19 protein-coding genes are annotated in these 26,004 nt (G+C 59.1%); 5 read left to right on the top strand and 14 right to left on the bottom strand.

The genetic code is table 11. The annotated features are described in order from the left end of the window. Window positions 1-61 precede the first annotated feature (61 nt). Window positions 62-1,477 carry an SMEK domain-containing protein gene (locus AC3DE2_RS05065; RefSeq protein WP_488425331.1) on the top strand — a complete coding sequence of 472 codons (1,416 nt, stop codon included), beginning with the start codon at window positions 62-64 and terminating at the stop codon, window positions 1,475-1,477. Beyond that, window positions 1,467-2,882, top strand: coding sequence for an argonaute/piwi family protein (locus tag AC3DE2_RS05060; protein WP_488425329.1), 1,416 nt, complete (start codon window positions 1,467-1,469; stop codon window positions 2,880-2,882). The genes AC3DE2_RS05065 and AC3DE2_RS05060 overlap by 11 nt, the downstream gene beginning before the upstream one ends. A gap of 26 nt (window positions 2,883-2,908) precedes the next feature. Here the strand turns inward: AC3DE2_RS05060 and mauJ are convergent, their stop codons facing one another. The 6 genes from mauJ to AC3DE2_RS05030 form a co-directional block, all read right to left on the bottom strand. Further along, window positions 2,909-4,240, bottom strand: a complete 1,332-nt coding sequence (gene mauJ, locus AC3DE2_RS05055; protein WP_488425327.1) for a methylamine utilization protein MauJ — start codon at window positions 4,238-4,240, stop codon at window positions 2,909-2,911. Between the two features lie 223 nt (window positions 4,241-4,463). Continuing rightward, window positions 4,464-5,657 (bottom strand): hypothetical protein, encoded by a 1,194-nt coding sequence (locus AC3DE2_RS05050; protein WP_488425325.1) that lies wholly within the window; start codon window positions 5,655-5,657, stop codon window positions 4,464-4,466. 226 nt (window positions 5,658-5,883) lie between these two features. Next, the gene (locus AC3DE2_RS05045; protein WP_488425323.1) at window positions 5,884-6,273 is read right to left on the bottom strand and encodes a hypothetical protein; all 390 of its coding nucleotides are present in this window, start codon (window positions 6,271-6,273) and stop codon (window positions 5,884-5,886) included. Between the two features lie 14 nt (window positions 6,274-6,287). Continuing rightward, window positions 6,288-9,443 (bottom strand): RHS repeat domain-containing protein, encoded by a 3,156-nt coding sequence (locus AC3DE2_RS05040; RefSeq protein ID WP_488425322.1) that lies wholly within the window; start codon window positions 9,441-9,443, stop codon window positions 6,288-6,290. A 100-nt stretch (window positions 9,444-9,543) separates the two neighbouring features. After that, window positions 9,544-11,373: a hypothetical protein gene (locus tag AC3DE2_RS05035; RefSeq protein WP_488425320.1), complete on the bottom strand. Its 1,830-nt coding sequence runs from the start codon at window positions 11,371-11,373 to the stop codon at window positions 9,544-9,546. A 137-nt stretch (window positions 11,374-11,510) separates the two neighbouring features. Beyond that, a complete protein-coding gene (locus AC3DE2_RS05030) occupies window positions 11,511-11,837 on the bottom strand; it encodes a hypothetical protein (protein ID WP_488425319.1) in 327 nt (108 codons plus the stop codon). A 465-nt stretch (window positions 11,838-12,302) separates the two neighbouring features. On the opposite strand from AC3DE2_RS05030, the gene AC3DE2_RS05025 reads away from it, so the two are divergent. Next, window positions 12,303-14,153: a hypothetical protein gene (locus AC3DE2_RS05025; protein ID WP_488425317.1), complete on the top strand. Its 1,851-nt coding sequence runs from the start codon at window positions 12,303-12,305 to the stop codon at window positions 14,151-14,153. A gap of 1,517 nt (window positions 14,154-15,670) precedes the next feature. Here the strand turns inward: AC3DE2_RS05025 and AC3DE2_RS05020 are convergent. Together AC3DE2_RS05020 and AC3DE2_RS05015 are read right to left on the bottom strand one after the other, a co-directional pair. Continuing rightward, complete coding sequence (locus AC3DE2_RS05020) at window positions 15,671-16,531, bottom strand: TniB family NTP-binding protein (protein WP_488425315.1); 861 nt, start codon at window positions 16,529-16,531, stop codon at window positions 15,671-15,673. After that, window positions 16,528-17,745 (bottom strand): transposase, encoded by a 1,218-nt coding sequence (locus tag AC3DE2_RS05015; protein ID WP_488425313.1) that lies wholly within the window; start codon window positions 17,743-17,745, stop codon window positions 16,528-16,530. The genes AC3DE2_RS05020 and AC3DE2_RS05015 overlap by 4 nt, the downstream gene beginning before the upstream one ends. A 1,251-nt stretch (window positions 17,746-18,996) precedes the next feature. Between AC3DE2_RS05015 and AC3DE2_RS05010 the strand changes: the two genes are divergently transcribed. After that, window positions 18,997-20,106: a serine hydrolase domain-containing protein gene (locus tag AC3DE2_RS05010; protein WP_488425749.1), complete on the top strand. Its 1,110-nt coding sequence runs from the start codon at window positions 18,997-18,999 to the stop codon at window positions 20,104-20,106. 105 nt (window positions 20,107-20,211) lie between these two features. On the opposite strand, the gene AC3DE2_RS05005 is transcribed toward AC3DE2_RS05010, so the two are convergent. The 4 genes from AC3DE2_RS05005 to AC3DE2_RS04990 all read right to left on the bottom strand — a co-directional run bounded on the left by AC3DE2_RS05005 (window position 20,212) and on the right by AC3DE2_RS04990 (window position 22,887). After that, on the bottom strand, window positions 20,212-20,628 hold the full coding sequence (locus AC3DE2_RS05005) for a hypothetical protein (RefSeq protein ID WP_488425311.1): 417 nt from the start codon (window positions 20,626-20,628) through the stop codon (window positions 20,212-20,214). Between the two features lie 86 nt (window positions 20,629-20,714). After that, window positions 20,715-20,897, bottom strand: coding sequence for a hypothetical protein (locus AC3DE2_RS05000; RefSeq protein ID WP_295382495.1), 183 nt, complete (start codon window positions 20,895-20,897; stop codon window positions 20,715-20,717). 207 nt (window positions 20,898-21,104) lie between these two features. Then, window positions 21,105-22,502, bottom strand: coding sequence for a hypothetical protein (locus tag AC3DE2_RS04995; RefSeq protein WP_295382503.1), 1,398 nt, complete (start codon window positions 22,500-22,502; stop codon window positions 21,105-21,107). Between the two features lie 43 nt (window positions 22,503-22,545). Continuing rightward, window positions 22,546-22,887: a hypothetical protein gene (locus AC3DE2_RS04990; protein WP_295382496.1), complete on the bottom strand. Its 342-nt coding sequence runs from the start codon at window positions 22,885-22,887 to the stop codon at window positions 22,546-22,548. A gap of 546 nt (window positions 22,888-23,433) precedes the next feature. Here AC3DE2_RS04990 and AC3DE2_RS04985 point away from each other — a divergent pair. Further along, window positions 23,434-24,156 carry a DUF2306 domain-containing protein gene (locus tag AC3DE2_RS04985; RefSeq protein WP_488425309.1) on the top strand — a complete coding sequence of 241 codons (723 nt, stop codon included), beginning with the start codon at window positions 23,434-23,436 and terminating at the stop codon, window positions 24,154-24,156. Between the two features lie 39 nt (window positions 24,157-24,195). Here the strand turns inward: AC3DE2_RS04985 and AC3DE2_RS04980 are convergent, their stop codons facing one another. Next, on the bottom strand, window positions 24,196-24,972 hold the full coding sequence (locus AC3DE2_RS04980) for a phytanoyl-CoA dioxygenase family protein (RefSeq protein ID WP_488425307.1): 777 nt from the start codon (window positions 24,970-24,972) through the stop codon (window positions 24,196-24,198). Between the two features lie 120 nt (window positions 24,973-25,092). After that, window positions 25,093-25,995, bottom strand: coding sequence for a LysR substrate-binding domain-containing protein (locus AC3DE2_RS04975; RefSeq protein ID WP_488425305.1), 903 nt, complete (start codon window positions 25,993-25,995; stop codon window positions 25,093-25,095). Between the last annotated feature and the right edge of the window lie 9 nt (window positions 25,996-26,004).

The following is a 26,004-nucleotide window of genomic DNA, read 5'->3' as shown; positions in this document are numbered from 1 at the left end:
GGTCGCAGGACGCTCGCTCCGCTCCAACTTAATCCGCAGCTTACTCAGGAAGAGCCCGGCCGTGAGACAACTGGAAATTGAGAACGAACTCAGAGATGTAGTCAGTCGAATCATTACGCAGGTTGAGCTGTCGACTAACCAAGGCAGGTTGGACGTCAACTTTTCCCTAGAGGATGCTCTGATTCCGATCCTGCGGGCGGCCTACAACTTGCCAAAGCTCATTAATCTCAATCGGCGGCAGAAAAATTTCCCAGGCATTGATCTGGGTGATGACCATGATCGCGTTGCGTTCCAAGTCACCTCGACGACGTCTTTGGAGAAGGTCAAAAAGACCCTGGCTAGCTTCATGGACAATCAGTTCTTCAACACATTTGACGAGCTGTTTGTGTTGACACTGACCAAGAAGCAGTCTTCGTACAGTCAGGCCTCCTTGGACCAGATCACATGCGACCGGTTTGAATTCATCGCCCAGAAGCATGTTATCGATCTGGGTGATGTACTTGCCAAGGTGGCCGGTCTTAGAATCCCTGCACAAGAACGCGTCTTGAATGATTTCAAGATCATTTTAGGCGACGTCAAGGTATATCAGGATTTTACGTCTAGCGACACGCCACCATCTCATGCACTGACCACGAATCTGATTCGGCTTCGACCGCCCGCAACGGTATACGTCGCAGAGGTTGCGCTGGACGAAAAACAGGTGGTTCGCGAAGCTCGTCAGAGCCTCGGCTTTAAGAAAAACAGCGCTGGAAAATCGCTCTCAGTGAAGCTAGCGCTCCTGTTGAATGGGTGTGAGGATGATGCCTGGATCCGGTTTGAGAATCGGATCTTCGCGTTCGACGATATTGCCCGCAGTGCATTGGTCGGAGTAGTCGACGCCGGATCGATCGAGACGCTCGACTTTGAGGACTTGCTGGCCTCCGGCGTAGAAGACAACATAAACCTCGCCAAACAGCTTCTCGCTGCCTACGTAAGACAGGCGTTGAAGCCGCATGGCGTGTTCTTCTATCGCGAAGACCGGTGTTTCTTCTTTAAGCCGCATAATCCTGATGACCTCCAACGCAGGGAGGTATGGCGTGGGAAAAAGAAGTCCACCCGGCGGGTCTACGAGCGGGTAATCTCACAGAAGGATCCTGCCAAAACGGCCCATCACGTCCACCTCGCCTTTGGACTCTCCTACATCCCCATTGCGGGGGTCTGGCATGCCATGGTGGTCCCAAGCTGGCTCTACACTTACGATGGTCATCGTAAATCGCACTTCCACGACAAGCTACTCTCCAAACAGAAGCGATTGGAATTCAATCAAACTGTTCGCAACATCGTCAGGTTCCTTGCTTACTTCCTCGGCTCGACCGATACCCCTGGCAAGCATGGTCGCTTGTTCGGCGAGCTGATCGAGCTTACCTGCGATGATGCCCTGGTCGAGGGTCATCCACTCGAGGTGGAGCCCCAAGAGGAGGACGACGATGAAGGTTAAGTTACTCAAGGAGCCACTGCTCGAGTTCGGCAACGGAGCGCACATCTGCCCCAGGACAGGCATTGAGACGCTTGGGGTATACGACAAACGCGATGAGTTAAGACGCAGTGAACTCCGAATTGGAATCGTGGGTCGGGGCGAAGGCGTTGACCTTCTTGATGAATGGCTGGATCACTGCAGGCGTGGGATTCCATCTAAGGCCGACAACAAATTTCCAAACTTGTTCAAAGGCTTTGGCGGGATCAGCGAGCACTATGGCTTTTTTACCCGCTTGCTTTCGTCGCCTCAGTACACCAGAACGCTGCAGAAGTCCGAGATCAACAAGATCTCCCAGATCACCTCTCGTGAAGACCGGGTCGTCAAATGCGTAGATTTGTATTACGAGCAAGCCAGATTCATTTCGGAGAACAGGTCAGTCGATGTGATCATTTGTGTGGTTCCCAATGATTTGTTCGATTCGCTTACCAAAGCCAGTGGCACCCAAGATACTGAGCTATTGGATAGTTACATGGAGCACAATTTTCGCCGCTTGCTAAAGGCGCGCTGCATGCATCTTGGGATTCCGCTACAGCTGGTTCGCGAGAAGACGATTCTTTCGCTTAAGCCCTCTATCGACCAGCAAGACTTGGCCACTAAGGCTTGGAATTTCTGCACCGCTTTGTACTACAAGGGAAATCGAACCGTACCTTGGCGTCTCGTGGAAGACAAGTTCAAGCCAAAGACCTGCTACATCGGTATTGGTTTCTACAAAAGCCGTGACGGGGAGACGATTTCAACGAGCTTGGCGCAGGTGTTCGATGAGTTCGGTCACGGTGTGATCCTGCGAGGCGCACCTGTGTCCATTGATAAAGATGACCGACACCCCTACATGGATGAAGGTCAGGCCCACGACCTGCTCCAGAGTGCCTTGGCGGAGTATGAGAACGCGCTCATGCAGAAACCGGCGCGAGTGGTCATTCATAAATCCAGCCGGTTCAGGGCTTCCGAAGTTGCGGGATTCAGCAAGGTGCTGGATTCAAAGGGAATCGCCACTCGAGATTTTGTTTCAATCAGCTCGACGGACATCCGGCTCTTCAGTGCAAAGGAGTATCCACCCGCTCGAGGAACACTCCTCAGTCTGACAGAGCGCGAGGGCGTGCTGTATACCAAAGGGATCGTCGATTTCTATAAAACCTATCCAGGTATGTACATCCCCGGTCCCCTGCGGATTGAGATGTTCGACAGCGACTCGTCCCTAGAGGACATAGCGAAAGAGATCTTGGGGCTAACGAAAATGAACTGGAACAATACCCAGTTAGACGGACGACTGCCCATTACTCTGGAGTGCGCCAACAAAGTCGGCGATATCATGAAGTATGTTGACGCATCAGAGAAGCCGCAGGTCAGCTTTAGCTTCTACATGTAGCGCCACTTCCTGATCGTCCACTGCCACTACTCTCTCTCGGCGTTTGACTGACGAAACGCCTCGACAGCTTCTGCCACGGCTTCTTCAACGTTTCTGGGGATGATGTTCATAGGAATGACCACCTCGCAGTCCACTGGTTCACGTCCATCGATGCTTAGTTCCACCACAGCATTTCCAATCACTCGATGGAACACGGTATAGAACTCACGAACGTCATCCTCGGTCGGTCGATGCTCGTCGTTCTGCAGCAGCCCGCTCTTGTCGAGTTGCGTATGGATCTGTCCCTTCCGGAAATCGATTACGAATGTAAACACCATAGTCATGCGGTCGTTGAAGAGGAGGATCCTAGCGGCTCCTTCATGTACGGCGTCCTCCCTCATTGTGAGCCTGGCGAGGCCTTGCATAGGGTTGTCCGGCCACAAGCTGAGCGCCACGGCTAATCCATCCAGTCCAAGTTGGCCTTCTGGAGTTTCCCCTGCCTTCAATGCATTGAGTGACTGTTCGGAAATCAGCGTCTCCCAAGGCTCAACGCGGTTTCGGGTTCGGTAAAGATCTCGCGCTGTTGGTACCTGCAGTTCCACAGCGATGTAATGTCTGGCCAGCTCCCGCATCAGTACCAAGTCGGCCGCGATCCGCCGGCGATCGGCTGGGATGTCTGGATCTACGATTCCGCCACCGAAGGATGCGTGTGCTACAGCATTGCGACCGCTATCAAATAAATGCCGCCCCACGTCGATGCCGTCCGCACGCAACTGGGCCACTCTGGCTCCTGCTTCACCGGTCATTAGCACCAAGTGGCGAGCAAACCAATCTGCTCTATCGGCACCCTGTTGGTATTGCGATTCGATCACCTTGAAATAGCTTAGGAATGCATAGCTATCATGGACTCTCGTCAGACGTTGCCCTTCACGCCAGAACGCCAAAGCAATGCGCACGTTCTCCGACTCGACTATCGGCATATGGTTGCAGCTAAAGCTTCGATCTCCGAACTGGCCTACTTCGGAATAGGCCTGCCGCATTTGCACGCCAAACCCCATCGGATGGCTGCCTTGGACAGTCTCGACCACATCTACATACCCGTCCAAGAACCACCCAAGAACGGATGTCAGGCGATAGATCTTCGCCAGTCCTTCTTCAACCTGCGGCGAGTCTCCAGGTACAGTGATCGCTGGTGCGGTGGGTAGCTGACCGTTTTCAGTGCCGCGAAGGATGAAGTCGTCTCCGGCGTACTTGATCCAAACGTCCTTTTTTGGCCACGGTATCGAACTTGCCACCGCAGCTGATAGCCACCCTACTCGGCTGCGGAGCCTACGACCCACCTCCTCGCCGAACACGTGGGGCACATACGGAGTGCGCATCGTCTTCCTCCTATTCGGGACCTTTTGGGTAATCTTCCACCCCGTGAGCAAATGCTAGTAGAACTTAGGATTCCGCCCTGGGCGCACGGCCTCTAAAGTTGCCGCACTCTGGCGTTCACGTCGAGATCCAAAATGGCTTGAGCTTGTTTGAAAGCCGCCCTTCCCCTACCCCCGATAAATCAATCTAATCCGCCGTCCCGCCTGCTGGGCGGCACAAGAGAGGTTATGTGTAGAAGGCGAGCTGATCGAGGGTCAAGATCGCCTGCAAGGCTCGCGTCATGGTGTAGCTATCCTGCGTCGCGGCTCCGTGGCCGACAGCATGACGCGACCCTGCACTGCCAGTACCTGTCACGGGATCGAAATTTGCGAACGTATGGGCTACGAGGTAGCGCCCAAAGGCGGCGGGGAAGAGGAGCGTGTCGGACCCTCCTGCGCGTTGCTCCGCGGAAGCCTGGGCGAAGGTCAGCAGGTCTCTGATCTTCGCGCCCTGACCGTTATGTGAGGCCTTGTGGGCATCGTTCAGGATGCCCTCGATCTCGGTCAGGATGATCTTGATGACCGAGGCGGGCTTCTGAGCCGTAAAGGCTTCGATTGCTTCTTTGAGGAGCGCCGCCCTTGCCGCGAAATGCGGCTTGGCGGCCCAGCGCTCAAAGAGATGCCCAAGGCGGGCGGCATCAAACGCAGCAATGATTTTCGGTTCGATTTCGACGATGCTAAACCCGGCCTCAGCTTGTCGGGCGAGGTCGCGAAACTCGGCGGTAATGATCTCGATGAATGGGAACCATCCCGCCGCGACCAACGCGTCGAAGACAGCCGGATCGGCAACTGCCTGGTATAGATGTCGGTAGCGCAGCCTTCGGTGCAGCGTCCCGAGTGTGGTCTGAAAACCTTCAAGGTCGAGCTGGCCCTCAGGGTTGAAGTCAAAAGCAAGCCCGAAGCCCCAGCCTTCCCGGAAGAGGCACAGTACCTTGTCCTGAACATCGATCTGAACACAGGGAAAGCTCATGCCGATGACGTCCGCAATGTCGCCCTCGAAAACGACAGTGCGCGCGTTAATGGCGCGCTTGACGGTGCAGCGTATGGCGACTGCAGCCGTGTCCACCCACAGCTCGGCGCTATTGTCCGGCTTGAGGACGAGCAGGATTGTGCCGGCCCGTCGCAAATTGACCTCCGCGCTAGCTTTTCCGGCCATGTGGCGGATGACCCCTTCCAGGCCGTCAACTAGTCGGTGAAAGAGCGGTTCGTCCGAAGTCAGGGCGAGTCGCGTCCAAACCTTGACGGTCTGGCCAGGCTGTGCCGCTTCGGCACTGACGCCCCCCAACGATTCGACATCCTTGAAACGCAGCGGCTCGCCGAGGTTACTAATGCCTAGCGCAGCCATTGAGACTGGCGATGTTTCATCCATTTGGTCTGCCATTTGCTCCTTTCTGCCTAGCCACTATGTCATATAAGCCGTTGGGACGCTCTTTCGCGTCGAGTGCCGTAAGCTGCGGGACAGCTTTGGGTAAGGAGGTACCCCCCTAACCCCGATAAACATCCCTAATCACGAACTTAGGTATGCCTAGTGGGCACGCCTGATAAAAGGCATTGCTGGCTGATGCTCGTTGGCCGCTACCAATACGAAAGGCTGGCTGGTCCACCAGTCAATCCCTGCCGATCAAATCACGCACGTGCTCAAAGGCTGCTAGGGCGCCTGATTTTCCTTCCGACAGATCGTCAAAGAAGAATTTTTCCAAGAATTCCCTAGGCCACATTAGGACGCTATTAGCATTTCTTTCGACTTGCCAAGTACTCGAAATATTGCTATCGACAATTTCAAAAACATCAATGGGAACAGACACCAGATTCCCGTCATCGTCCACCACTTCACATAAGGTTACGGGCCTTGGATAGATCTCGGAATCCGGATGCCAGCTCAAACCATACACCACGTATTCCTTCTTGCTGCTAAGGAAGAATGTCATCTGCTTTCGATTTTTATGGGCGAGTTCAGCAAGAACATTTCGCCAACCATCGTTCAATTTGACGCGCATCGCGTTATGACCTTTCAGTTCTCAAATTTTGTCTTTGGCTCTACGACTTGGCCTGTGGACTGATTCTGATATGCGTGTGTGGAGAACTTCTGTCCATCAGGAGCGGTATGTGTCGAGCTCGTTACTTTCGTCCAATCCGATTCTTGTCCTCCATGGACTGCGCTTAAGCGTGGTGAGTCTCGGAGTTCCTTTCCGCTAACTCCACCTGCTATGACCGTTCCCTCTCCCGACATCACCTCGGCCAACTGTTGTTCACTGGCCATCTTCTTATTCAGCCCAATAGCATCTGCTACATCGTCGGAACGTTTCAAGCCTTTTCCGACAACGTCTCCAACGGGGCCAGTCAACCCTACTACGGCCGCAGTAACATTTGCTGGGGTGGGAGTGCGGGTTGCCTCAGCGAACGCCGCTCGGTCACCGAAAATTGGACTGAATTCAACCAGCGCCCTAAATATCCGTTCACCTAACCCTCCCGCCGGAGGGCTACTGGCCTCGCTCATTGCCTGTATGTTCTCAATGGTCTTGCCACAATACGGGCTGCCAGGCATCACGCATCTGCCATCGGGATCGGTGAACTTATACGGATTGTTGTTGGCGTACCAATACCGGTTAAAGGCCCCGACCGGATTGCTGTAGGCCATCACCGGGTCCACCGACAGGAACCGCCCGATGAGCGGGTCGTAATACCGCTGCTGCATGTACACAAGGCTGGTGTTGCCATCCTGCATATGCCCAGTGAAACCGATGCCGTCGTAGTTCGGCTTGCCAATGGCCGCGCCATAAGGCTCCCACTTGGTCCGCTCGGTCACCTGCCCTGTTGCATTGGTCACCGCCACCGGGCTGCCTAGCTGGTCGGTGTGGTGATAGCGGGTGACGAAGACATCCGCATTCCAGTCGTACTCATAACTGGCGATGAGGCTGCCGGCCAGATAGACGTTCTCGATGGATTTGGCCTTGTCCTCCGACTCCTGGTACAGCAGCGCCCCGGCCTGGCTGTACATCGAGTAGTCCATCCCCCCGACGTCCTTCCACGCCAGGATGCGACGGCCGTGGCCGTCGTAGTGGTAGCCGCCCTTGCCCGGCACCTCGCGCAGGCGGTTGCCGAAGTCGAACTGGTAGGCCTGCCCGTTCTTGTTGCTGAGATTGCCCTGGACGTCGTAGTCCAGGCCCAGCACCGTCGCCGCGGCGCTGTTCTGGATGGACATCAACCGGTTGCTGGTGTTGTAGACGTAGTTGGCGTAGTCCTTGACGCCGCTCAGCTTCCACGAACGCAAGTTGTCCAGCACGTCGTAGGTGAACTGGTGCGTGCCATTACCACCGAAGTGGGGACTGGCTACGCTGGTCAGACGGTCCAGGCCGTCATACTGCATCTGCCGCTGATGCGTCAGCCCGTTCACCCCGTCATCAATGCGGGTGATGTTGGCGTTGGCGTCGTAGAAGTATTGGTAGTCCGACACCCCCAGACTGTTGAGCGCCCGCGCCGGGAATTGGCGGGCGTTCTGGGTCATCGAGAAGACGACGCCATTGCCGTAGGTGAACCCCTTGATGGAGCCGTTGGGGTAGTAACTAACGTTAGTGGCAAAGTCACCGACCCGACGCGGCTGGCCCAGGGCGTTGACGTCATAGTCCACGTACAGGTCGTTCGGGTACGTCTGTCCGGCAAGCTGCCCCTTGCCGTTGTACTCGTACTCAACGCCCATGCTGTACCAACCCGGCTGACTCAACGTCTCGTGCGTCAGCAGGCGGCGCTTGTTGTAAGTGTACTCGTTGACCGCCGTATCTTCCCCTTCGCTGTTGACGGTGGTGATGCGCTGGGGCAGGCCGTCCGGGGTATAGAGCCACGTCTGGTTCCCGTTGGTGTCCGGGAAGGCCAGGGTTTTGAGGCGGTTGCGCGCGTCGTAGGTCCGGGCCGCCTTGCGCGCCAGCACGGGGGCGCTGGTGCCATTGGTCTCGCAGGCGGTAGTTGCCGGCAGTCCCGATGCGCTCCAGGCCAGATTACCTGCCGCGTCGTACCCCATCAGGGTCGCACCAGTCTCCGGTTCGACCGCCCGGCACAGCTCCTGGTAGCTGTTATAGGTATAGCTACGAGTTACTGCGACGCTACTGGTGCTGTTGCTGCGTTTGATGCTTAGGGGCTTGCCGTACTTGTCCCGGACGATAGTGGTATAGGCCCCTTCCGGGTGGCTGACGCTGACGGGCCAGTCGTAGGTCGGCTGGTCGAAAGCCATGTAACCGGTGATGGTGCTCTGGTTACGCGGGTTGGTGACCTGGGTCAGGAAGCCGGCCAGGTACTGGGTCGTGGTGGTGAGCGGCCCCAGTTCGGAGTCTTGCTTGGTTTGGGTGACCCGGCCCAGTGCGTCATAGGTCGTGGCCGTGCCCCGCATGGGGGTGTTCAACGGCGCGCCCAGTGGGGCTCCCGTGTAATCGGCCCAGCCGTCCACATAGGGGTTACGTGGGTAGGAAGCAAACACCACCCTGCCCTCGTGGTCATAGCGGCGCATGGTCCAGCGCAGCGTTGACACGTCGTCCGTCGTGTCCTCTTCCTGTTCGATGACTGGCCGCCATAGGGCATCAAAATAGGTGACCTTCAGGTAGTCATCGGTAGTCTCGGTCAGCCGCCAATGGCCGGCTGGAATACCGTATTCCTCCTCGTTAACCTGGGTGAACACCCGTGTTGTCGTATCCCAAGCCACGGTGTCGGCGGACGGATAGACGATGCTGGACAGCCGGCCCATGGCATCGTAGCCATATCCGGTGGCAAATCCGTTCTCGTCGGTGACCGCGGTAATCCACCCGTGGTCATTGACCGCGGCGGACTGAGCCTTGCCATCCGCATAGGCAACGGTTTGCGGAATGCCCCGCTTCCAGCTTCCGAACGTGGTGACCTGACTCTTGCCGTCGGTGACGGTTTTCAGCGTCCCCAACTGACCTGTGGTCACTGCCGAGGTGCTGTCGTAGGCCAAGGTCTGCTGCAGCTTGCCAAAGCTGTAGGTTTTCCAGGGCAACGCCTTCCAGCCGTAATCGGTCTTGCTGGTCTCCACCCCGTCGGTGGTCGTGCGCTTGACCTGGCCGAGTACCCACAGCGTGGCGTCATCGTGGTACTCGATGGTCTCGACTTTGCTGAAAGTTTGGGCCTGTGCCGCCAAAGGCAGCGCCAGCAAAACGCTCAATGCCGCCCCTTTTACTCTGTGCTTCCGTATCCGATACATGCGTAATTCCCTGTAATGACGTGCTTGTGATCCGATCAACCAAATCTGGTGCCACGACGCCTCATGGCGTCGGCGCACTACTCTTGGTGACACGAATCGGGCGCGCGTAGGAGTCGAATTCCGAAACCGTCGAACTGAACCTGGTGCCGTCCTGGATGACTACCGAGTTCAAGACCGGTGTCCACGTTCTGTTCTTCCACCCATTGGCCTCGAAGTCGTCCAATGCGGCGCCAAGATCCGCGGGATAGGGCCCATGGTTGGGCGCCGCATACGTAAAGAGTTCAGTCCTTTTCAGGACCCCGCCTTGGGAGCGCTCCACCTTGACGGTCTTGCCTTCCGTGGCTCCCCAGCGCGTGGACAAGGTGTGCCGTTCCTTGCTTCCGTCAGGATTGGTGACCTCCACCCAACGGGTGTCGGCGCAGGTACCATTTTGAGCACACGCATCCTGGGTCGTACTGCCCACTGCAGGAGAATAGGCGTAGTTCCACACCATCTCTGGAACACCAGGGCCACTGAACGTCTTCCGTATCAGAGAGCCCGTCCCGAATAACGGAAAATAGTCCTCAGCGTAGAACCCCGAAAAAACCCTGCACTCGCTGGGAACATAGCTACGGGCGTGATAGGTCCCCGACAGCAAGAATTTACCGGTCAATCCGCTGGGCGTCTTGAGCGTAAATGTACCCTCTGGCCCAAGGATAGAAGCAGATGTGCGGGTCAGACAGGAGTTAGTCAACGTCACGGGCCTGGGAGAATTTGTGATGTTGAACTCCCAGCGCGAGGAATCTGGGAGCGTGACCCCTGTCAATTCGTTACCACTGTATTGATACTGCCATACCCGCGTCGGCCCCGTTGCAGGCTGCACCGTAATTGAACTGATGCGATGCACACCATCCTGCCGCCATTGGATGGTCACTAGCCTGCCATCGCTTGCGCTTATCGAGGCCAGCTTGGTCCCTGTGTAGTTGTAAGTCAGGTAGTTTCCAAATTTGTCCTCAATCCGAGTCACGAGCATGGCCACAGCCATCCGGCGATGCGTGATTGGCCGGTTTACGTCCGGTATCTGCTCATAGACCGAACTCGCAGGGACCCCTGCCAGATGGTCGAGATAGTACTTCGTCCCGTCAGGCGAGACCGCTAGGAACCCCTCCCCAATCTGTCCATTGCTCGTACTTGCCAAGCATCCAATCTGCCAGTTCTGTTGCGTCACGATGGGGAACACGTAGGGTGTTCCATCTGGCTTCAACATACTTGGCTTCAATGTATTTCCGGCAACACGCTTTAGCATCTGTTGCTTCTGGCCACTCTCAGTCGTGAATTCGTAGCCTTCTTTCCACCACACCCAAACGTCTTCATTCGCATCGTACGGCACGCCAAAATTGGTGCATCGGGTGGGACTCCGCGTGCGTTCTCCAGTCGGCGAGTAGACCGCCACTTGCCAATTGACCCCAGGCTCCAAGGACGTCGATTTCACCAATGCTTCAATGCGTGGGATACTAAGACTCCAGCGCCCGAAGGTATCGAGGGGAGACGCGCTATGGTTGAACGCGTCAACAGGCGAAGAAACCATATCTCGTGCCAGGACGATAGCTGGGCCATTCCCTTCCAGCTTGATATCCGTCTGAAGAAACGATAGTTCACCGGTATAGAGGTTGATGTTCTCGCCGAACGGTGTATCACCCAGCGGCTGGATAGTTTCATACATCTTGATACGCTTCGCATAGTCAGCTTGCGCCGCAACCGTGAATGGCATCAAAGTCAGCGCTAGTGAAACTGCTGCCACGATGCGTCGACCAAATCTGCAGCGACCGGCACTCCCCTTGTGCGCCTCTTTTCTTATTCCCTTGAGCATCCTTTCACCTATTTTGTTTTTACGTTGCAAACCATCGCCCAACCCAACGCCGATGCGGCCCTAGAAGCGTTGCACTAGATACGCCCACTGCACCCTGGCAGGAGCCTGATCAACCATTCAGCCATACAACACGCACTTCTTTTGCTTACCGCGGCAGCATGGCCGGACGTGCCTTATAGTTAGAAAGTGTCCAGTACCCAGTCGCTGGAGAAGTCCCGCAGACACAGGCTCGCGCGACTCAATTTTGAAGCGGAGCGTTCCACAGGTAGTGCGTTGTTCCCGCGCAGTCTGACGTCGGTGACGGCGAAGGACAGGCTGCCGGTGTAAAGATTGACCTGTTCGCCGAACAGATCATTGCCCAGCGCGCCCACGGCTTCGGCCGTTTTGATCTGCTTGGCGCACTCTTCGTGAGTTTCCTTCTGCACTTGGGCCGCCACCGGCTCCCAGTAGCGTGCATACGCAACCAGTCCGCCCAGCAACATATGCGCAATGCGACGCTTCGACATCCCTGCCCCCCATTAGAACATCCTGATTCCTATACGGCGGCATCTCCGGTTCACCGTATATCGCCATCTTCCGTTTCCCTTACACAAGAGCATCCTATCCCGGCCAACCGAAGTCAACCGGGCTTCTTTGAGGTCACTAGAAAGCCGCACCTTGCAGCCTATCCGGGAAGTGTGGCGCGCGCTGTTCGGCTTCAGTCCTCTTAACAGAGCGCGAGGTATTGAGAGTTTTTCTGGCAGCTCCAGGTTACTTGGCCCCAGAACACGTTCCTTAACCTAGGATGCGGTACGGCTGGGAGTTGAGCGGGTCGGGCGAATCCCCTGCCGGCCTGCTTTTCGTCGTAGCCTCGCCTGGCATTTTGTTATGAATGGCTTGCATCGTCATCTAGCATCCCCGATGCTTCGAGGCAGGAGTCAGGGCGTGGAGGCACTGCACAAGGTGTCTTCGCAACCGAAGAGGGGAATCGGATGGAAGTCTCCGTCAGGGTCGCGCCGCTGTGCCTGTTGGCCGCGACGATGTATTGCCAGAGCACGCAAGCGCAGGAAGTCCGCCCGCAGGACGAATACATGAAGCGCCTGAAGGTCTATCAGACCATCCAGCCGCTCGGTGATACGCCGTTCGGCGAGAACATCAACCTCTATACCGGCGAACTCAGCTTCAGCCAGACCGATATCGCCCTGGAGGGCGCGGGCCCGGCCATCGTGCTGACCCGCGAGACCACCACGGTCCAGACCCGCGACACGCGCACTCAGCCCAACGCCTTCCACGACTGGACGCTTAGCATTCCCCGCATCGAATCGCTGATGCCCATGCTCACCATTCGCACGACACCCGGCATGGATCCCATCGTTTCAACACCGGGCACCTACTGGAAAACCCAGACCGCCGCCAACGACACGGTGGGCACTGTGGCACGTTGCACCTACTTTGGTTTGCCGGTGAAAAAGGGAACGTTCGTTCTCGATGACTGGTGGCAAGGCTACGAACTGATCACCCCGTCAGGTCGCCAGCAACTGCTCAAGCGGACCGCGGAAAACACGCAGGCGCCCGCGACCGGCGGCCCCTATCCCGCGGTCACCCTGCAGAACTGGCAGCTGGGTTGCCTGCCCGCCACCAGCAATGGTCAGCCCGGCGAGGGCTTCCTGGCCATCTCGCCCTCCGGCGAACGCTACTACCTGGATCATCTGGTCGGCGAGCGGGCGGCCGGCATCGTCCAGGACATCCCGCCGGACGGTAGCTTCTACCTGCAGCGCATGCTGGGCACGCTGTACGTCTCCCGTGTGGAGGATCGCGTCGGCAACTGGGTCAAGTACCACTACTGCCCGCCTCCGGCGTACGGCAACGCCTGCGGTGATCTGTCCGGCAAGCTCTATCGCATTGAAGCCAGCGATGGCCGCCTCGTCGACCTGACCTGGCGCAGCGACGCCCGCGTCATCGACCACATCACCGTGCAGGCCGCCTCGGCCTCGCCGCGTACGTGGCAGTACGAATATGTCAGCGAGACGCTATCCGGCGTGACGCGATACAAGCTCTCCGCCGTAGTGCAACCAGACGCCAGCCGCTGGAGTTTCAATCTAGCCGATCTGGGCGGCAACCCTGCGCCCGAATCCTTCAACGATTGCGCCAGTGGTGGCAGCCACGCCCAGGCGGCCGGCGGCCTGACGACGTCCACGCTGACCCATCCCAGCGGGCTCGTGGGCACCTTCGAGACTACCGCCACCTGGCACGGCAGGAGCTACGTGGAAAGCGCCTGCCTGCAGCAGAGCGCTGAGACCTTGCCCTATGAGGCCATTCCCGCCATCTACGGCACGTTCGCTGTGCGGCAGAAACAGTTCTCAGGCCCTGGCATTCCCACCCGCACCTGGACCTACACCTACCCCGACGCGCAATACAGCACCGTCCAGCACCCCTGCGCGGCAGCGGGCACCTGCGTGGAAACCAAGACGGTGGCGGTGACCGATCCCGAAGGCGACGTCACTCGCTACACCCACAGCACGCGCTGGGGCGCGGGAGAAGGCAAGCTGCTGTCCACGGAAGTGTATGAAGGTTCGACCCAACTGCTCCGTCGCGGCGACCGGTTATACGCGGGCTCATCGGCGGGCCCCTACCCCAGCCGGATTGGCGACTCGATGCAGGGCTGGCGCAGCAATCTCGCCAAATCCGAAACCTGGACGCCATTGCGGCAATCTACCACCACCCAGGAGGCAACGCGCTTCATCTGGCAGGTCGCCGGCAACTGCGTCGCCAATGCCGCCTATTGCTTTGACCAGCAGGCGCGTCCCACCAAGGTGGTCAAGACCAGCGAGGCTGTGCCGTAGTAACCGTGTGTACGGAGTCCGAGGTGTACCAAGCGCCGTGAACGGCCGATAAGGCTTGCGGCCGGAGAAGCCGGAGATTGGACATTCCAGTGGAAGCCTACTAACGCCCTCCCGAACCCTTTGGTGATAAAGCAGCGCATTGAGCTGACTAGGACGCCTTGGCTAGAGGGTGCACGCACGGAGGACAGCGCGCATCTATCATCGTCGAGCGCCTGGACTTGGGTTCCCGCACATGCAAAGGCAGAACCGACCGGTTGCAGCCTTACCCTCGATAACACTGCCTAATCGGCGTCCTGTATTTGAGCGCCAGTCGGTTTGACACAATAACTCTGGCTGAGAAATTGACTTTCGGAGGGCTACTATATGAGTGCGTCCTGCGCTTATCCGGACGACAAAGAATGGGATGCCTTCGTCAAGCTGGCATCTGACGATGACGGTGAGGCTGTGACCTCACATCTCAGGGCGGGGCGGCCTGTTTACTATGCCGAGAGTACGACGACGCCAGGCCTCCTGATTAAAGAGTACCCCTGCGGGCGCCGAGAGCTGGTCCGCTTCGACCCCAAAGGCGATGTGGTCATTGACGTCTTGGAGTAGACGGGAAAAAGGCCGCCAGCATCGATGGACACTGGCGGCCGCCCGTGATGGGCACTACAGAGTACCAAGCGTTAGCGATTACACGTGCGAACCTGAACGGATTTTACCCTTCCGGGCACACACAAGTGGACGAGCTATCGCGCGTAAAAGTCCCACAAAGCTAGGACGGCAGTGCTCGTGCACGTCGCCCCAGCCATGCCCAGGCCTGATTAGGCCAATCTGGGAGGTTCGAGCCGTCGGCGCCGCGAAGCACCTGCCAAGCACGATAGGCACCGAGCAAGGCTGCCGCCCTATCCACCAAGGGCAGCTCTCCAATACGTACGGGACCGAATGGTGGATAGGCACGACGGGATCTCGGTAGTTGCCAGCCCATCCCTTCAATCACCCATGTGAGCTCACTGCTCGCGATGCCGCCCCAGCTGGGATCCCAGTTCCTGCCTGACGCGATGACCAAATCCCGCCGTAACCTGGCATCAGCACGCTCAAGATCTCCATTTCGCCACTGTTCGAGCCATTCAAAGAGCGCCTGCAACTCCGGATTCGATGAGACGGGTAGCGCAGCCCTGGGGACGTATTGGGACAGGAGGAGCTGATGTTCTCGGCAGGCGATTGACCTGACATCTAGCCAGTCCACAAGTACTGGATGTCGCTCACCGGCCTCATCAGAAATACGACAACGTGGGCAGGCAAGTTCCCTCCAAGAGCCTCCGACCCTCCACGCTGCTGGGACTTGTTCAATCCGTCCCAACTCATCCGGGAGTCGCCCCCACTTCTCTCCTGTTGCCTTACGCTCCGGCTCAGAGAGGCAGCACCCACACCATGCCCACCATTCGAACTCCGGTAGCTTAAGAACGCGTCTGGTGGCGTGAAGCCACGAGACGATACTTTCACCGGGATAAGGTCGTGCGATCGCAGGAAGGTCGTCAACCATCATTGGCAGCCTCCATTGAACCGGCCCACCCGATCTTTAATGCTTCATCAAGAATATCGACGGTAATGCGGTCACGTCCCTTGATATGGACCAAGCGGGCTGCCCTTATCAGAAGTTCCACGAGTTGCGAGGTCACACAACAGTCATGAGTTATCAGCCATCGTATGATTGTCTGGCTGTCAAGCTGAGAAGCGGCTGGCAACTTGAGCGCCCCTTCAATCCCCGCCAAGAACTGTCGGAACTCTGTTGTCTCTTTCCACACTGGGATTTCGATGTGCTTGAAGCGCGATGCCAGTTGCTCGTCAGCAGAAAGGACATTCACCATGTTCTTTGTCGTGGCGATACCGACCGTGATTCCCAGGTTGCATATGAACTTGATCATCGCGAGGGTATGCTGCTGCCCCGCTCTGCCTGCGTTAAGTATGTTTCCCGCCTCATCAATAAGAACCTGCTTAACGCCAGATGTCATGAGGATATCTGCAAGCTTCTCATGAACTATTCGAGCATTTCGCAGAGGGAAGCCGGGCAAACAGGCATGGATGATGGCGCCACACAGCTTCATGCAGTTTCCATCGTAAGGGGCCTCGACCAATACGACTTCCCGATGACGAAGCCCGTTCGCCCCTGGATCGCCCACTAGCTGAGACATGTAGTGTCGAAGAAGGCGAGTCTTGCCACTACCAGCGGCGGCGGATATGTGCAAGCACAACGGGCGAACTCTGCGAAATTGACTGGTGCGAAGGCGGCTAAGCGCTCTGAGTATTCCGACAGAGTGAGCACTAAGGACAAATGGGAGATCATTCTCCAGATGCGCGGGAATTGAGACGCTGGCGCCTGCTTGAATACTGTTCATTCCACGCCCCCGCGCTCTTCCGACAATGCAGAAACTGGCTTAGAGTAATCGAGCTCGATAACTGTATTCACCGCAGAATCTGCAGCTGGTAGCCTTGCGACCTTGCGTCTGGCCACCTTTGAATCTGCGGCAGCGCTCCGCAATACATGGCGTTGCTGCTCAATTGCCTTGAATAGTTCGCTCTCGGATGCTGCCTGCTTCCCTTGGTCCCGATAGTGCTGCCTGACGTCGCGCAGCTCCCATAGTGAAAATTTCTCTACGGTTCGATTCAATAAAGGTATTTCTACATATCCGTCAACGGTGTGAAGGTAGATCTTCGTTAGATCGCGCTGACTGTAGTGAATCCGGTGTTCAATTCCGTCGTTAATGAAAGGTGTGAGTGCGGGATCCCAGTAGCGCAAGGAGTTCAACTGGATGCCCGACCTGGCCACTTTCCGATTGACTACGGGCAGGAATCCAAGGGTGAAGTCACGAGGATCGCCGATGATGGGCGGAAACCTGCACTCCCCGTCCTTTGTTTTCCATGATTGCTCCCAGACTTGTCCGGGGGTGCGACCACCAAGGCCTCGATGAGGGCTGTTGTGATAAACGCCAGCTATCTGCAGCGCAAGCCATTGCTCAAACTCAGACAAAGTCAAGGTCGCTTTTTTTTCGGACGGATAGTCCCGGCGTTTGCTCGGATTTGAGAATGTGGTTCCTGGCAGGATGTGAACTGCTCCCATCATCGTGCCGATATAACGCTCGATGTACGCCCCGTAGTGCGGGCGCTTCACGGGGCGTGGTATCACCTCAATCCCGTACCGTTCGCATTGGACCTGGACGGCCCTGGCTCGGAATGTCTTGGCATTGTCCCAGGCTACCCGCGACATTTTTCCGAACATTGGGTACGTAATCTTGGTCTCCAACCCAAGTTCTTTCAGCCATTTGTCCTTAGGTAGACAGCTGTGCTCCATCGTGAGCGCCACAGATGTTTGATCGGGAGGATCAAAGCTCATGTAGTAGCCCACGATACAACGCGTGTACACATCTATAGCCACCGTAATCCATGGCCGCCCAATTACTCGTCTTGTAACAGTGCTCACTATGATTAGGTCTACCAACGCGTGGTCGATCTGGACGATCTCCAGTGGGCGACGTACATCTAAGCCACTAATCGACGGAGCCTGCTGCGCATAAGCCTCATCTGTGCCGCGTCGCTTGATCGCCAATTGCATGGGATCTCGTGCTTTTATCCGCGCAGAGATTGCCGTGTAACTCGGGGCCGTGACCTTTGCCTTGTTCGAAAGCTCGTCACATCTTCTCTTGACTGCTGCAACCGTGCTTGGTTCGCGGGTCAGGTAGACCTCATCTATGGCCGCAGCAATGAGATTCTCCACGGCCGGCGGAAGAAGTCGGGAGTTAGGAATTGGGCCAGGGAGGCTCGGTAGTTGGGCTGCGGGTAGAGGATTCGCTCTGTATAGCCGCCAGCGCCTTCTAACCGTCTTGGTGGATACCTGCATGCGAGCGGCCAGCTCCCGGCATGCATGAGCTGGCAGCCGTCTTCCGTAGGTTCTTGCCGCTGTCGCCAGAGCGTTGGTCCATGTCCTTGCCGATGTCTCTTGCTCGGGATTGCTCTGCGTCACCTGCCTTATTCGGCCTTTTGGCACAGCCCGCACATAAGGAGAGAGCTCTCCCACCCCCACCCAGCGATATTCATGGGTGCCTTCGGCTTTGATTTGAATCCTTTCCGGCGCTTCGCAGCTCATGATCCTTGAGAGCTTTCCCTCGCACATCACCAGTTCACCGCTTCGGACCTTCAGGTCACGAACGGGCCGAAAACTTGCAATTGGGCCATTCATTGTTGGGTCTCCAAGACCCTAGGCAATAGACGCCCGCCCTCCTATTGACGTAGGAGAGAAAACATGAAAGGCTAGTCCCAATCGGCGGATCATCCGATTTCTCTGAAAGGCCTGGGTTGCAGCCCAGGCCTTTCGTCGTTCTAGCCACGGGCATCCAATTGCGTCAGGTCATCATTTAAGTCTGCCGATTGGGAATGTCGCCGGATTGCGACCGCGCAGAATTAGCACGCGGACTGGCATTGCGCAACTGTAACTGATTGAAAATAAAGCGAAAAATATAAGATATAGACCATATCTCGCGATCTGGATCCCAAGGTACATTTACGATCGTGTCCCCAGCCTAGGAAATTTTTCCGGATCGTGTCCCTGCCAGCGACTCACTTGTGCTTTTTTAGACGCTAAGTGCAGCTAGACCTTTGTGAGCGGGGCTTTGCAGAGGGGCAGGAACTTCCAAAACTGACACCGAACTTGGCTACCGTGTTCCGAATTTCTGCCTTCTTTGCCTAGTCCTTGCCAAGGCAGATTTCGAAGAGCACCTCCCGTGTAGCGCATGGGGAAAGGAGACAGTAGTCGAAGCAGCCGCTGGCCCTCTACCATCGCCGACTTCGGACCACCAGCTTGCTGCCGATGCAGAATGACCCGACACGCCGTCGTTTGTGTACCGCACTGCTCGCCGCGGGGGCCGGACTTATCGTGCCTGGCGCCCGAGGAGGCAGCCATCAACCGAAGGAATGCCAATCCCTGGCCGTCCTTCTCGAGGCCGAGCGCCAGCCGGGGATTGCCGCGGTCCTGGTGGAACGGGGGCGGATAGCGGAAATGGCCGCCGCGGGACGGCGCAACGACGCCAGCGATGCGCTGGTCGACCGCCATACGGTGTTCGAACTGGGCTCCATCACCAAGGTATTCACCGCACTTCTGGTATTCCGGCTTCGGCAGCGTGGCCTGCTTGATGTAGATGCTCCCATCGGTCGCTACGTGGACGACCTGCCTGTGGCATGGCAGCCGATTGCACTCTCCATGCTGCTCAGCCACACGTCGGGCATTCCGAACTATCTCAATGAGGGAAACTTCCTTGAACTGATGCCGACGGATCCTGCGCCCAGGGAATTGTTGGCGCTGGTCGCCCAGACGCCACCCGACTTTGCTCCCGGAACAAGACACGCCTATTCCAATACCAACTACATCCTGCTGGGACTCGCCATCGAGCAGGTGACGGGCGCGGACTACTGGCAGTTCCTGCAGGACGAGATCCTGGGTCCACTGGGCATGCGCAATGCCGGGCCGCGTCGTGCCAGCGATCGTCGTCTCATCGCCCAAGGTCATCTTTACCAGGATGGCCGTTGGCTCGACCCACCCATTACCGCCCCCGGCTCGGCCTGGGCCGCCGGAGGACTGCTCGCCAGCATCGACGACATGGCGCGTTTCGCCGTCGCCCTTGACCAGGGCACGCTGCTGCCCGATGCCCTGCTCCACGATATGTGGCGCGACGCACCGCTTGCCGACGGTGGCTCAGCCGGCTGGGGCGCGGGTTGGGAACTGGCTGACGGTGGTCAGGTGGTGGGGCATGGCGGGGGCACGGCGGGATTCACGGGATACCTCCGTCACGTCCCCGCCCTGCGACGTACTGTGGTGGTACTCATCAATCGTGCAGGAGACATTGGCCCGCAGGGCATCGCCGAGCGGTTGGACTCGGACTCGCGCTCATGCAGGCACGGGAATGACGGGCCGGCCAAGTGACCCACTCATCATTCTTGTAGTCCGTGCAGACCTGTCCGCTGGGAACCCTCAAACCGGATCATGGCGTCATGAAACATAGCTGAGCCCAGGGCGACCGGCATCCCGTCAACCGCCGCGGCAGCGCTGCCATCCTCCCGCGCTCGAATGTACCTGTTCCCAGCCATTGGCGAGCCGCTTGAAGGCTTGCCCGCCAATGCATGCATAGCCCAACTGTTTCGCTTCGGGCGAGCCCAGCGCGGGAAGTTCGACAATGCTCTCGGAGGGCCCCGGCCTGCCCGCACGACGTGCTTCATCGGCAAGCAGCGTGTTCTCCATGTTTTGGCAGAAGTCGTACATGCCGGGATGCGGATGGTTGCGGTACTGCTCGCATTTGAACGGCGTCGTGTCGTTGGCCATGGAGTTGTGCGATGCCTTGGGCGTTGACGTCACACGAGGCATGCCTTTGCCGCGCGCGCTCTGGACCTGTCCAAGGGCAGTCATCGAATAGACGGCCAGCATGGCCGCAAAGAATGTCCTTTTCATGCGAAGCTCCCCTTTGCCTGGCGCGGCGTATATCACCGGCCCCTACTCTGCCCGACTTTCGCGGCGAGGCGCGCCATGCGTGGCAGTCAGCCAAAGATGGCGCTGCTCCGCGGGACCATCGGGGGCTCCGGTTTGTCGTCGATGCGGTCAATCACACCGTGTTCCGCGGACGTGGGCATCAAGCTTTCGACATGGCCGCGTGGCAAGGGACAACTGGATTCGATGAAGCAAGGAAACAGAAACCCCATCAAGGCGGCGCGCTTGTTCATTGGTTCCTCCCCAGAACCGAAATTACGCGCGCCATTCTAGGCGCACGGCCAAGCCGGTCCGCAAGTGCCGCACCGACCCCGGGCATCCCGGTCTGTGCCGCCCGGCTGCTGACTGGCCCGCCGCATGTCGGACCGGGGACGACGGCGTCGTTGATCGCGGCGAACGCACCGCGTTGCTTCACTTGCCTGTCGAGACTTCCCGACCGGTCAGGAGCCAGGCGCTTTCAGCATGAAGTCGCCCGCGCGCGGTCCGGGCACCAGCGTCCAGCCTGGCTTCAAGGTCAGCTTCCAGCCCGGGCCACGCGGTTCGGGTCCGGAGACATCCGGGGCCGCGAGGATGACCGCCTTCCAGTCACTGCGCATGACCGCGCCGTCTTCCACTTCCAACCTGCCCCAGTCATCGGTGACACGCATGGTGGGATAGACGGTGCCCAGTCCATCCAGCGACTGCAGGTTGCTGGGATTGAACTGGACGCTCATGTGTTGCAGGTCCAGGGTCAGTACCGGGCCTTTGATGAAACGTGCCTGGTTTCGTTCGAGCTGGGCCAGGCGCTGCTGTTCGCGTCGTGTTTCCACATCGCGCAAGGTGGCGCCATCGTAGCGGGCGGCCGCAGCAGCGAGCCTTGCTTCGCCGGCCGCCACCTCGATGCGTGCCGAATCGCGAAGGCGCGAGCCGAGATCGGTCGGTGTCGTCCCCAGTTGCGTGCGCCACCCCTCGGCGAACTCGTCGAGCAGCATGCCGTAGGCCGGGCCGGTCGCATACGCGAAGGAGCGTACGAAGCTGGCGTCCCCGACATGCGAGCGCAGATCATGAAGCGCCGCCTCCAGGCGTGCCTCCGGCGTCGCATTGCCGATCATCACGCCGCTGTATTCGGCCAGCCCTTCGTTGATTTCCAGCGCGGCCTCGTCCTGGGCGGCATCGGGAAAACGGCGGTAGCGTTCGGCGCGAAAGGCCAGGGCATCGGCCGCCGCGTCGCGCCTGGCGGCGCGGTTATCCGCCTGGAGCGCCATGGCGAGTGCCCGCCACTCCAGTTGCAGCAGGTAGCGTCCTTCCAGGGTATCCAGATGGGGATTCTCGCCACCCTTCGCGGCGGCGATCGGCAAGGCAGGCTGCAGGCGGTGGAACATTTCGTGCGCGATCAGCGTGGCGCGCTTGCCTTCTTCTTCCGGCAATGGCCACAGCATCTGGGTCCAGCGCGTGCCGGACCATTCAACGGCCGTATTGGCCGCAAGTGCGTCCGGCGGCAACTGGCCGACGAAAACGTCGTCCAGCTTGCCCAATGCGCCCTTCGCATCGGCATGGGAGGCAACGATCCGCCGTGTCTTCGGATCAACCAGCATGATCGGGCCGCACAACGACGCACCCCATAGGCGACCGCCATCGGCGTCGCACAGCAATTCCGCCTGGGCAAACACGGCACGCGCGTCGGCAGTCGGAATCGGGGACTCCTGTGCCAGCGCAGGCATCACCAAGCACGGCAAAAGCAATACGAGCCGATGGATTCGAAACGTCATGATTCCCTTCCCCGCCTGGACCGGGCATTGAATACCATCGGACCGAGCTGCGCCCGGAGTGCCATAGGTTGGGCTTCGGGCATCAAGCACCGGCAAAATCTGATCACATTCCGGCAGTGCCGGAGACGCGCCGCTATCGCCAGCTGTTCTTGCGCGCAACCGGCGGAGGCGGCGTATCGTCCAGCACGGGCACCAGTTTGCCCAGTCCAACCCGCCTGAAATCGCCCGTGCCATGGAAATCGAGTTGTCCGAAACTCTGGGCGTTCAAGGATTCACTGCCGAGGAACACTTCCTTTCCTTCGCCCATCGGCCGGGTCGTGCTGCAGACCGACTGCGGCACCCTCAGGACGCTGATGCCGGCCTGTTTCCATTCGACATCGGGCAGCAGCCTGCGCACCACCGAACTGTCGACCCATACCTCGACGGTGCCTTCGGCGATGGAACGAAACTTCCCGATACCTATGTCGAATGCCATGTGGACTCCTCTAGAACGCGGTGTTCGTAAGCGTGAACCGATAGCCTCGCGCCATCAGCAGACTTCGCATCCTGGCTTCGGCGGACTTGCGATCGAAACGCTCGCCCACCCACAACCCATACGATGGAGGGCGCGCTCCGACCATCTTGCGATTGACCCTGATATCCAGTGACTCGCAGGCGGTCGCCCACATGACCCGGAGGTCATCGGGTCCGATCGATTGACCGGTGCCGACGTGAAGAACGAAGACTTGCCGTTGGTTCTTCATGTCTCTCCCGAGGCATTGATGACACGCCGTTGGCCGGGAGGCGCGCCCATGTCCGGGAACGAGCTCAGCTATCGCGCAGTGCATCCACGTATACGCCCTTCCCCTCGTGGAAGCAAGGAAGAAACGTATCCGCACATGCTTGATGACTGCGAAAGCAGGTGATTCCGAGGAACGGTAGCGGCGCTTTCGGCGACCCTGCCGCACAAGGCGCCGACCCTCGCACGCCTTTCACTCCCCCGCCGCTGCCTTGGAGAAGCCATCGCGGCCTGACGAATGGCATGCTGACATTCGGCACTCCGCGCTACTTCACGGAAGCCGCACCATGTGCGGGCTTTGTCCAGGCGGATGGGGAGACTGCTCGAATGCTGGGAAGAACATTGGCGTGGTTGCTGATGACGCTGCTGGCGCTGCTGGTCTCCTGCTATGCGATGGCGCTGCTGGGCGTCCCTGAATTCCGCCCGTCACTCGTCCGCACACTGATGAGCGAGCGCCCGATCGCCGCGGCTGCGCATTTCGGCGGAAGCGCGTTGGCGATGGCCATCGGTGTGTTCCAGATCAACGGCTGGCTGCGTGTCCGCCTTGTCGGCGCGCATCGCTGGATGGGGCGCCTCTATGTCGCGGGCGTCGCCGCCGGCGGCGTGTCCGGATTCCTGCTGGCGGTGCAGTCCTCGGGCGGCGTTGTCGCGCAAGCGGGCTTCGCATGGCTGGCGGTGTGCTGGCTGGCGACGACCTTCCTCGCCTACCGGCATATCCGGGCGGGCAACGTGGCCGCGCATCGCCAATGGATGATCCGCAGTTTCGCGCTCACGTTCGCCGCGGTGACCTTGCGCCTCTATATTCCCGCCAGCCAGATCGCCGGTATTCCGTTTCCCGTCGCCTATGCCTCGATCGCATGGCTGTGCTGGATCCCCAACCTGTTGTTGGCAGAATGGATCATCCGGATCAGCGCCTGGCCAGGGACAGGGCCGGAAAGGCTGCCGGCGACGCGCTCCGCGACGTGAGCCCGATGGACGCCGAATCTGCTGCGCGGCGCGCGGTGGTCAGGAATTTTCCGTGTCCATGGCGCCGACCGCCTTGCGCTCCCCGGTACGCTGGTTGACCTTGACCCGCCAGGGATAGTGGTCCCCTTCCCCGCCGGCGCCGCGTTGCTGGAGATGGTTGGTGACGGCCTTGCGCCAGGCGGGCCCCTGGTTGGCCGTGCTCATGTGGGGCGTCTTGGAATGATGGAACGCCACGTCGCCCCGCTGCATCGGGCAGACCACCGTGCGTGATTCATCCACCGCGCAGGTCAACAGATCGCTCTGCACGCCTTCGACCAGATGGTGCGGCAGGATGCCGATCCGGTGGCCTTCGTCGATGAAATGCATGCAGCCGTTGATCGCGTCGACGTCCTGCAGCGGAATCCAGCCGGTGATGCCGCGATCGGCCAGGTTGCGACCCCAGTAGCCTTCATCCTGGTGCCATTCGGTCACTGCGCCGTGACCGGGCGGTTTGCCCAAGAACTGGTCGTACCAGAAGGCCATGTCCAGCGCCATCAGCTGCGAAGCGAACCGCTCCAGCCATTGCCGGTAGGGCTGTTCGGCGATCTCCGCCCAGACCTTGCTGGGCGAGGACTGCACGATGCGGAAGGTGCGGTTTTCCCTGGACTCACCTTCGCGCCATGCCCAGTCGTTGGCCAGTTCGTGCTTCTGCGCGATCAGGGTGTCGCAGTGTTTTTCGAGTTCGTCCAGATCCTGCTGCGGGATGGCCTGCCTGACCACCAGGTAGCCGTGCGTTCGAAAGAAGGCGATCTGGTCGGCGTCTGCATCGGGATACATGGTGGCCCGCGGGGATGGCTCGGATGTGGCGCCAGTACATGCCTGCGGAGGCGGCGGATCAATGGCGCGCGCTTATATTGAGTCTGTAGAAAATGTTCCGATTTGCCGCCGCGGGATGCGTCAGTCGTCGAACCGTCCGGGGGCCACCGCGGCGATCAGGTAGTCGATGAAGCAAGTGATGCGCGAGGCCAGTGCCGTGTTTCGGTAGTAGACGGCATGGATTGGCTGGCGGACGTCCAGGGTCGCCTTCGGCATCAACGGGAGCAGGCGGCCCGCCTTCTGGTCGTCCCGGGTCATGAAATCGGACAGGCAGACGATGCCTTCGCCGGCGATGGCCAACTGGCGCAGGGTTTCGCCGCTGGATGAAGCGATGGCCGGGCGGATGTGCAGTGGATTGCCGCGCGGGTCGCGGACCGGCCATTGGTTCAGCGATTCCGGTTGGGTGAAGCCGAGCAGCGAATGCGCCGCCAGATCGGCCACCCGGCCGGGCGTGCCGGCGCGTTCCAGATAGGCCGGACTGGCCAGCAGGCGCAGGCGGCTGGTGCCGACGGGGCGTGCATGCAGGGTGGAATCCTTGAGCGGTCCGATGCGGAACGCCACGTCGGTGCGTCGCTCCAGCAGGTCGATGATGCCCTCGTTGCTGTTGAGCTCCAGTTCGACCTTGGGGAAGCGTTCGCGGAAGCCGGCCACCCGCGGAACGATCACGTGCAGCATGAAGGGCGTGGCCGCATCCACCCGCAGGCGTCCCACCGGCTGCTGGCGGCGAATGGCCATCTGCTCCTCGGCTTCCTCGACCGAGTCGAGGATGGCGCGGGCGCGGGCCAGCAGGGCGGCGCCTTCCTCGGTCAGCTCCAGCCGGCGGGTGGTCCGGCGCAGCAGGGTCGTGTCTAGCTTGGCTTCCAGCCGCCCCAGGCTGCGGCTGATGCCGGAGACCGTCTGCTCCAGTTGCTCGGCCGCGGCGGTGATCGAGCCACTGTCGACGACGGTGGCGAAGGCCTGCAGCTCGTCGAGGGTGATTTTCATTGTTGCCGC

The organism is Pseudoxanthomonas sp. 68-E7 (assembly GCF_057773145.1).
This window is presented reverse-complemented; position numbering and strand designations above follow the sequence as displayed.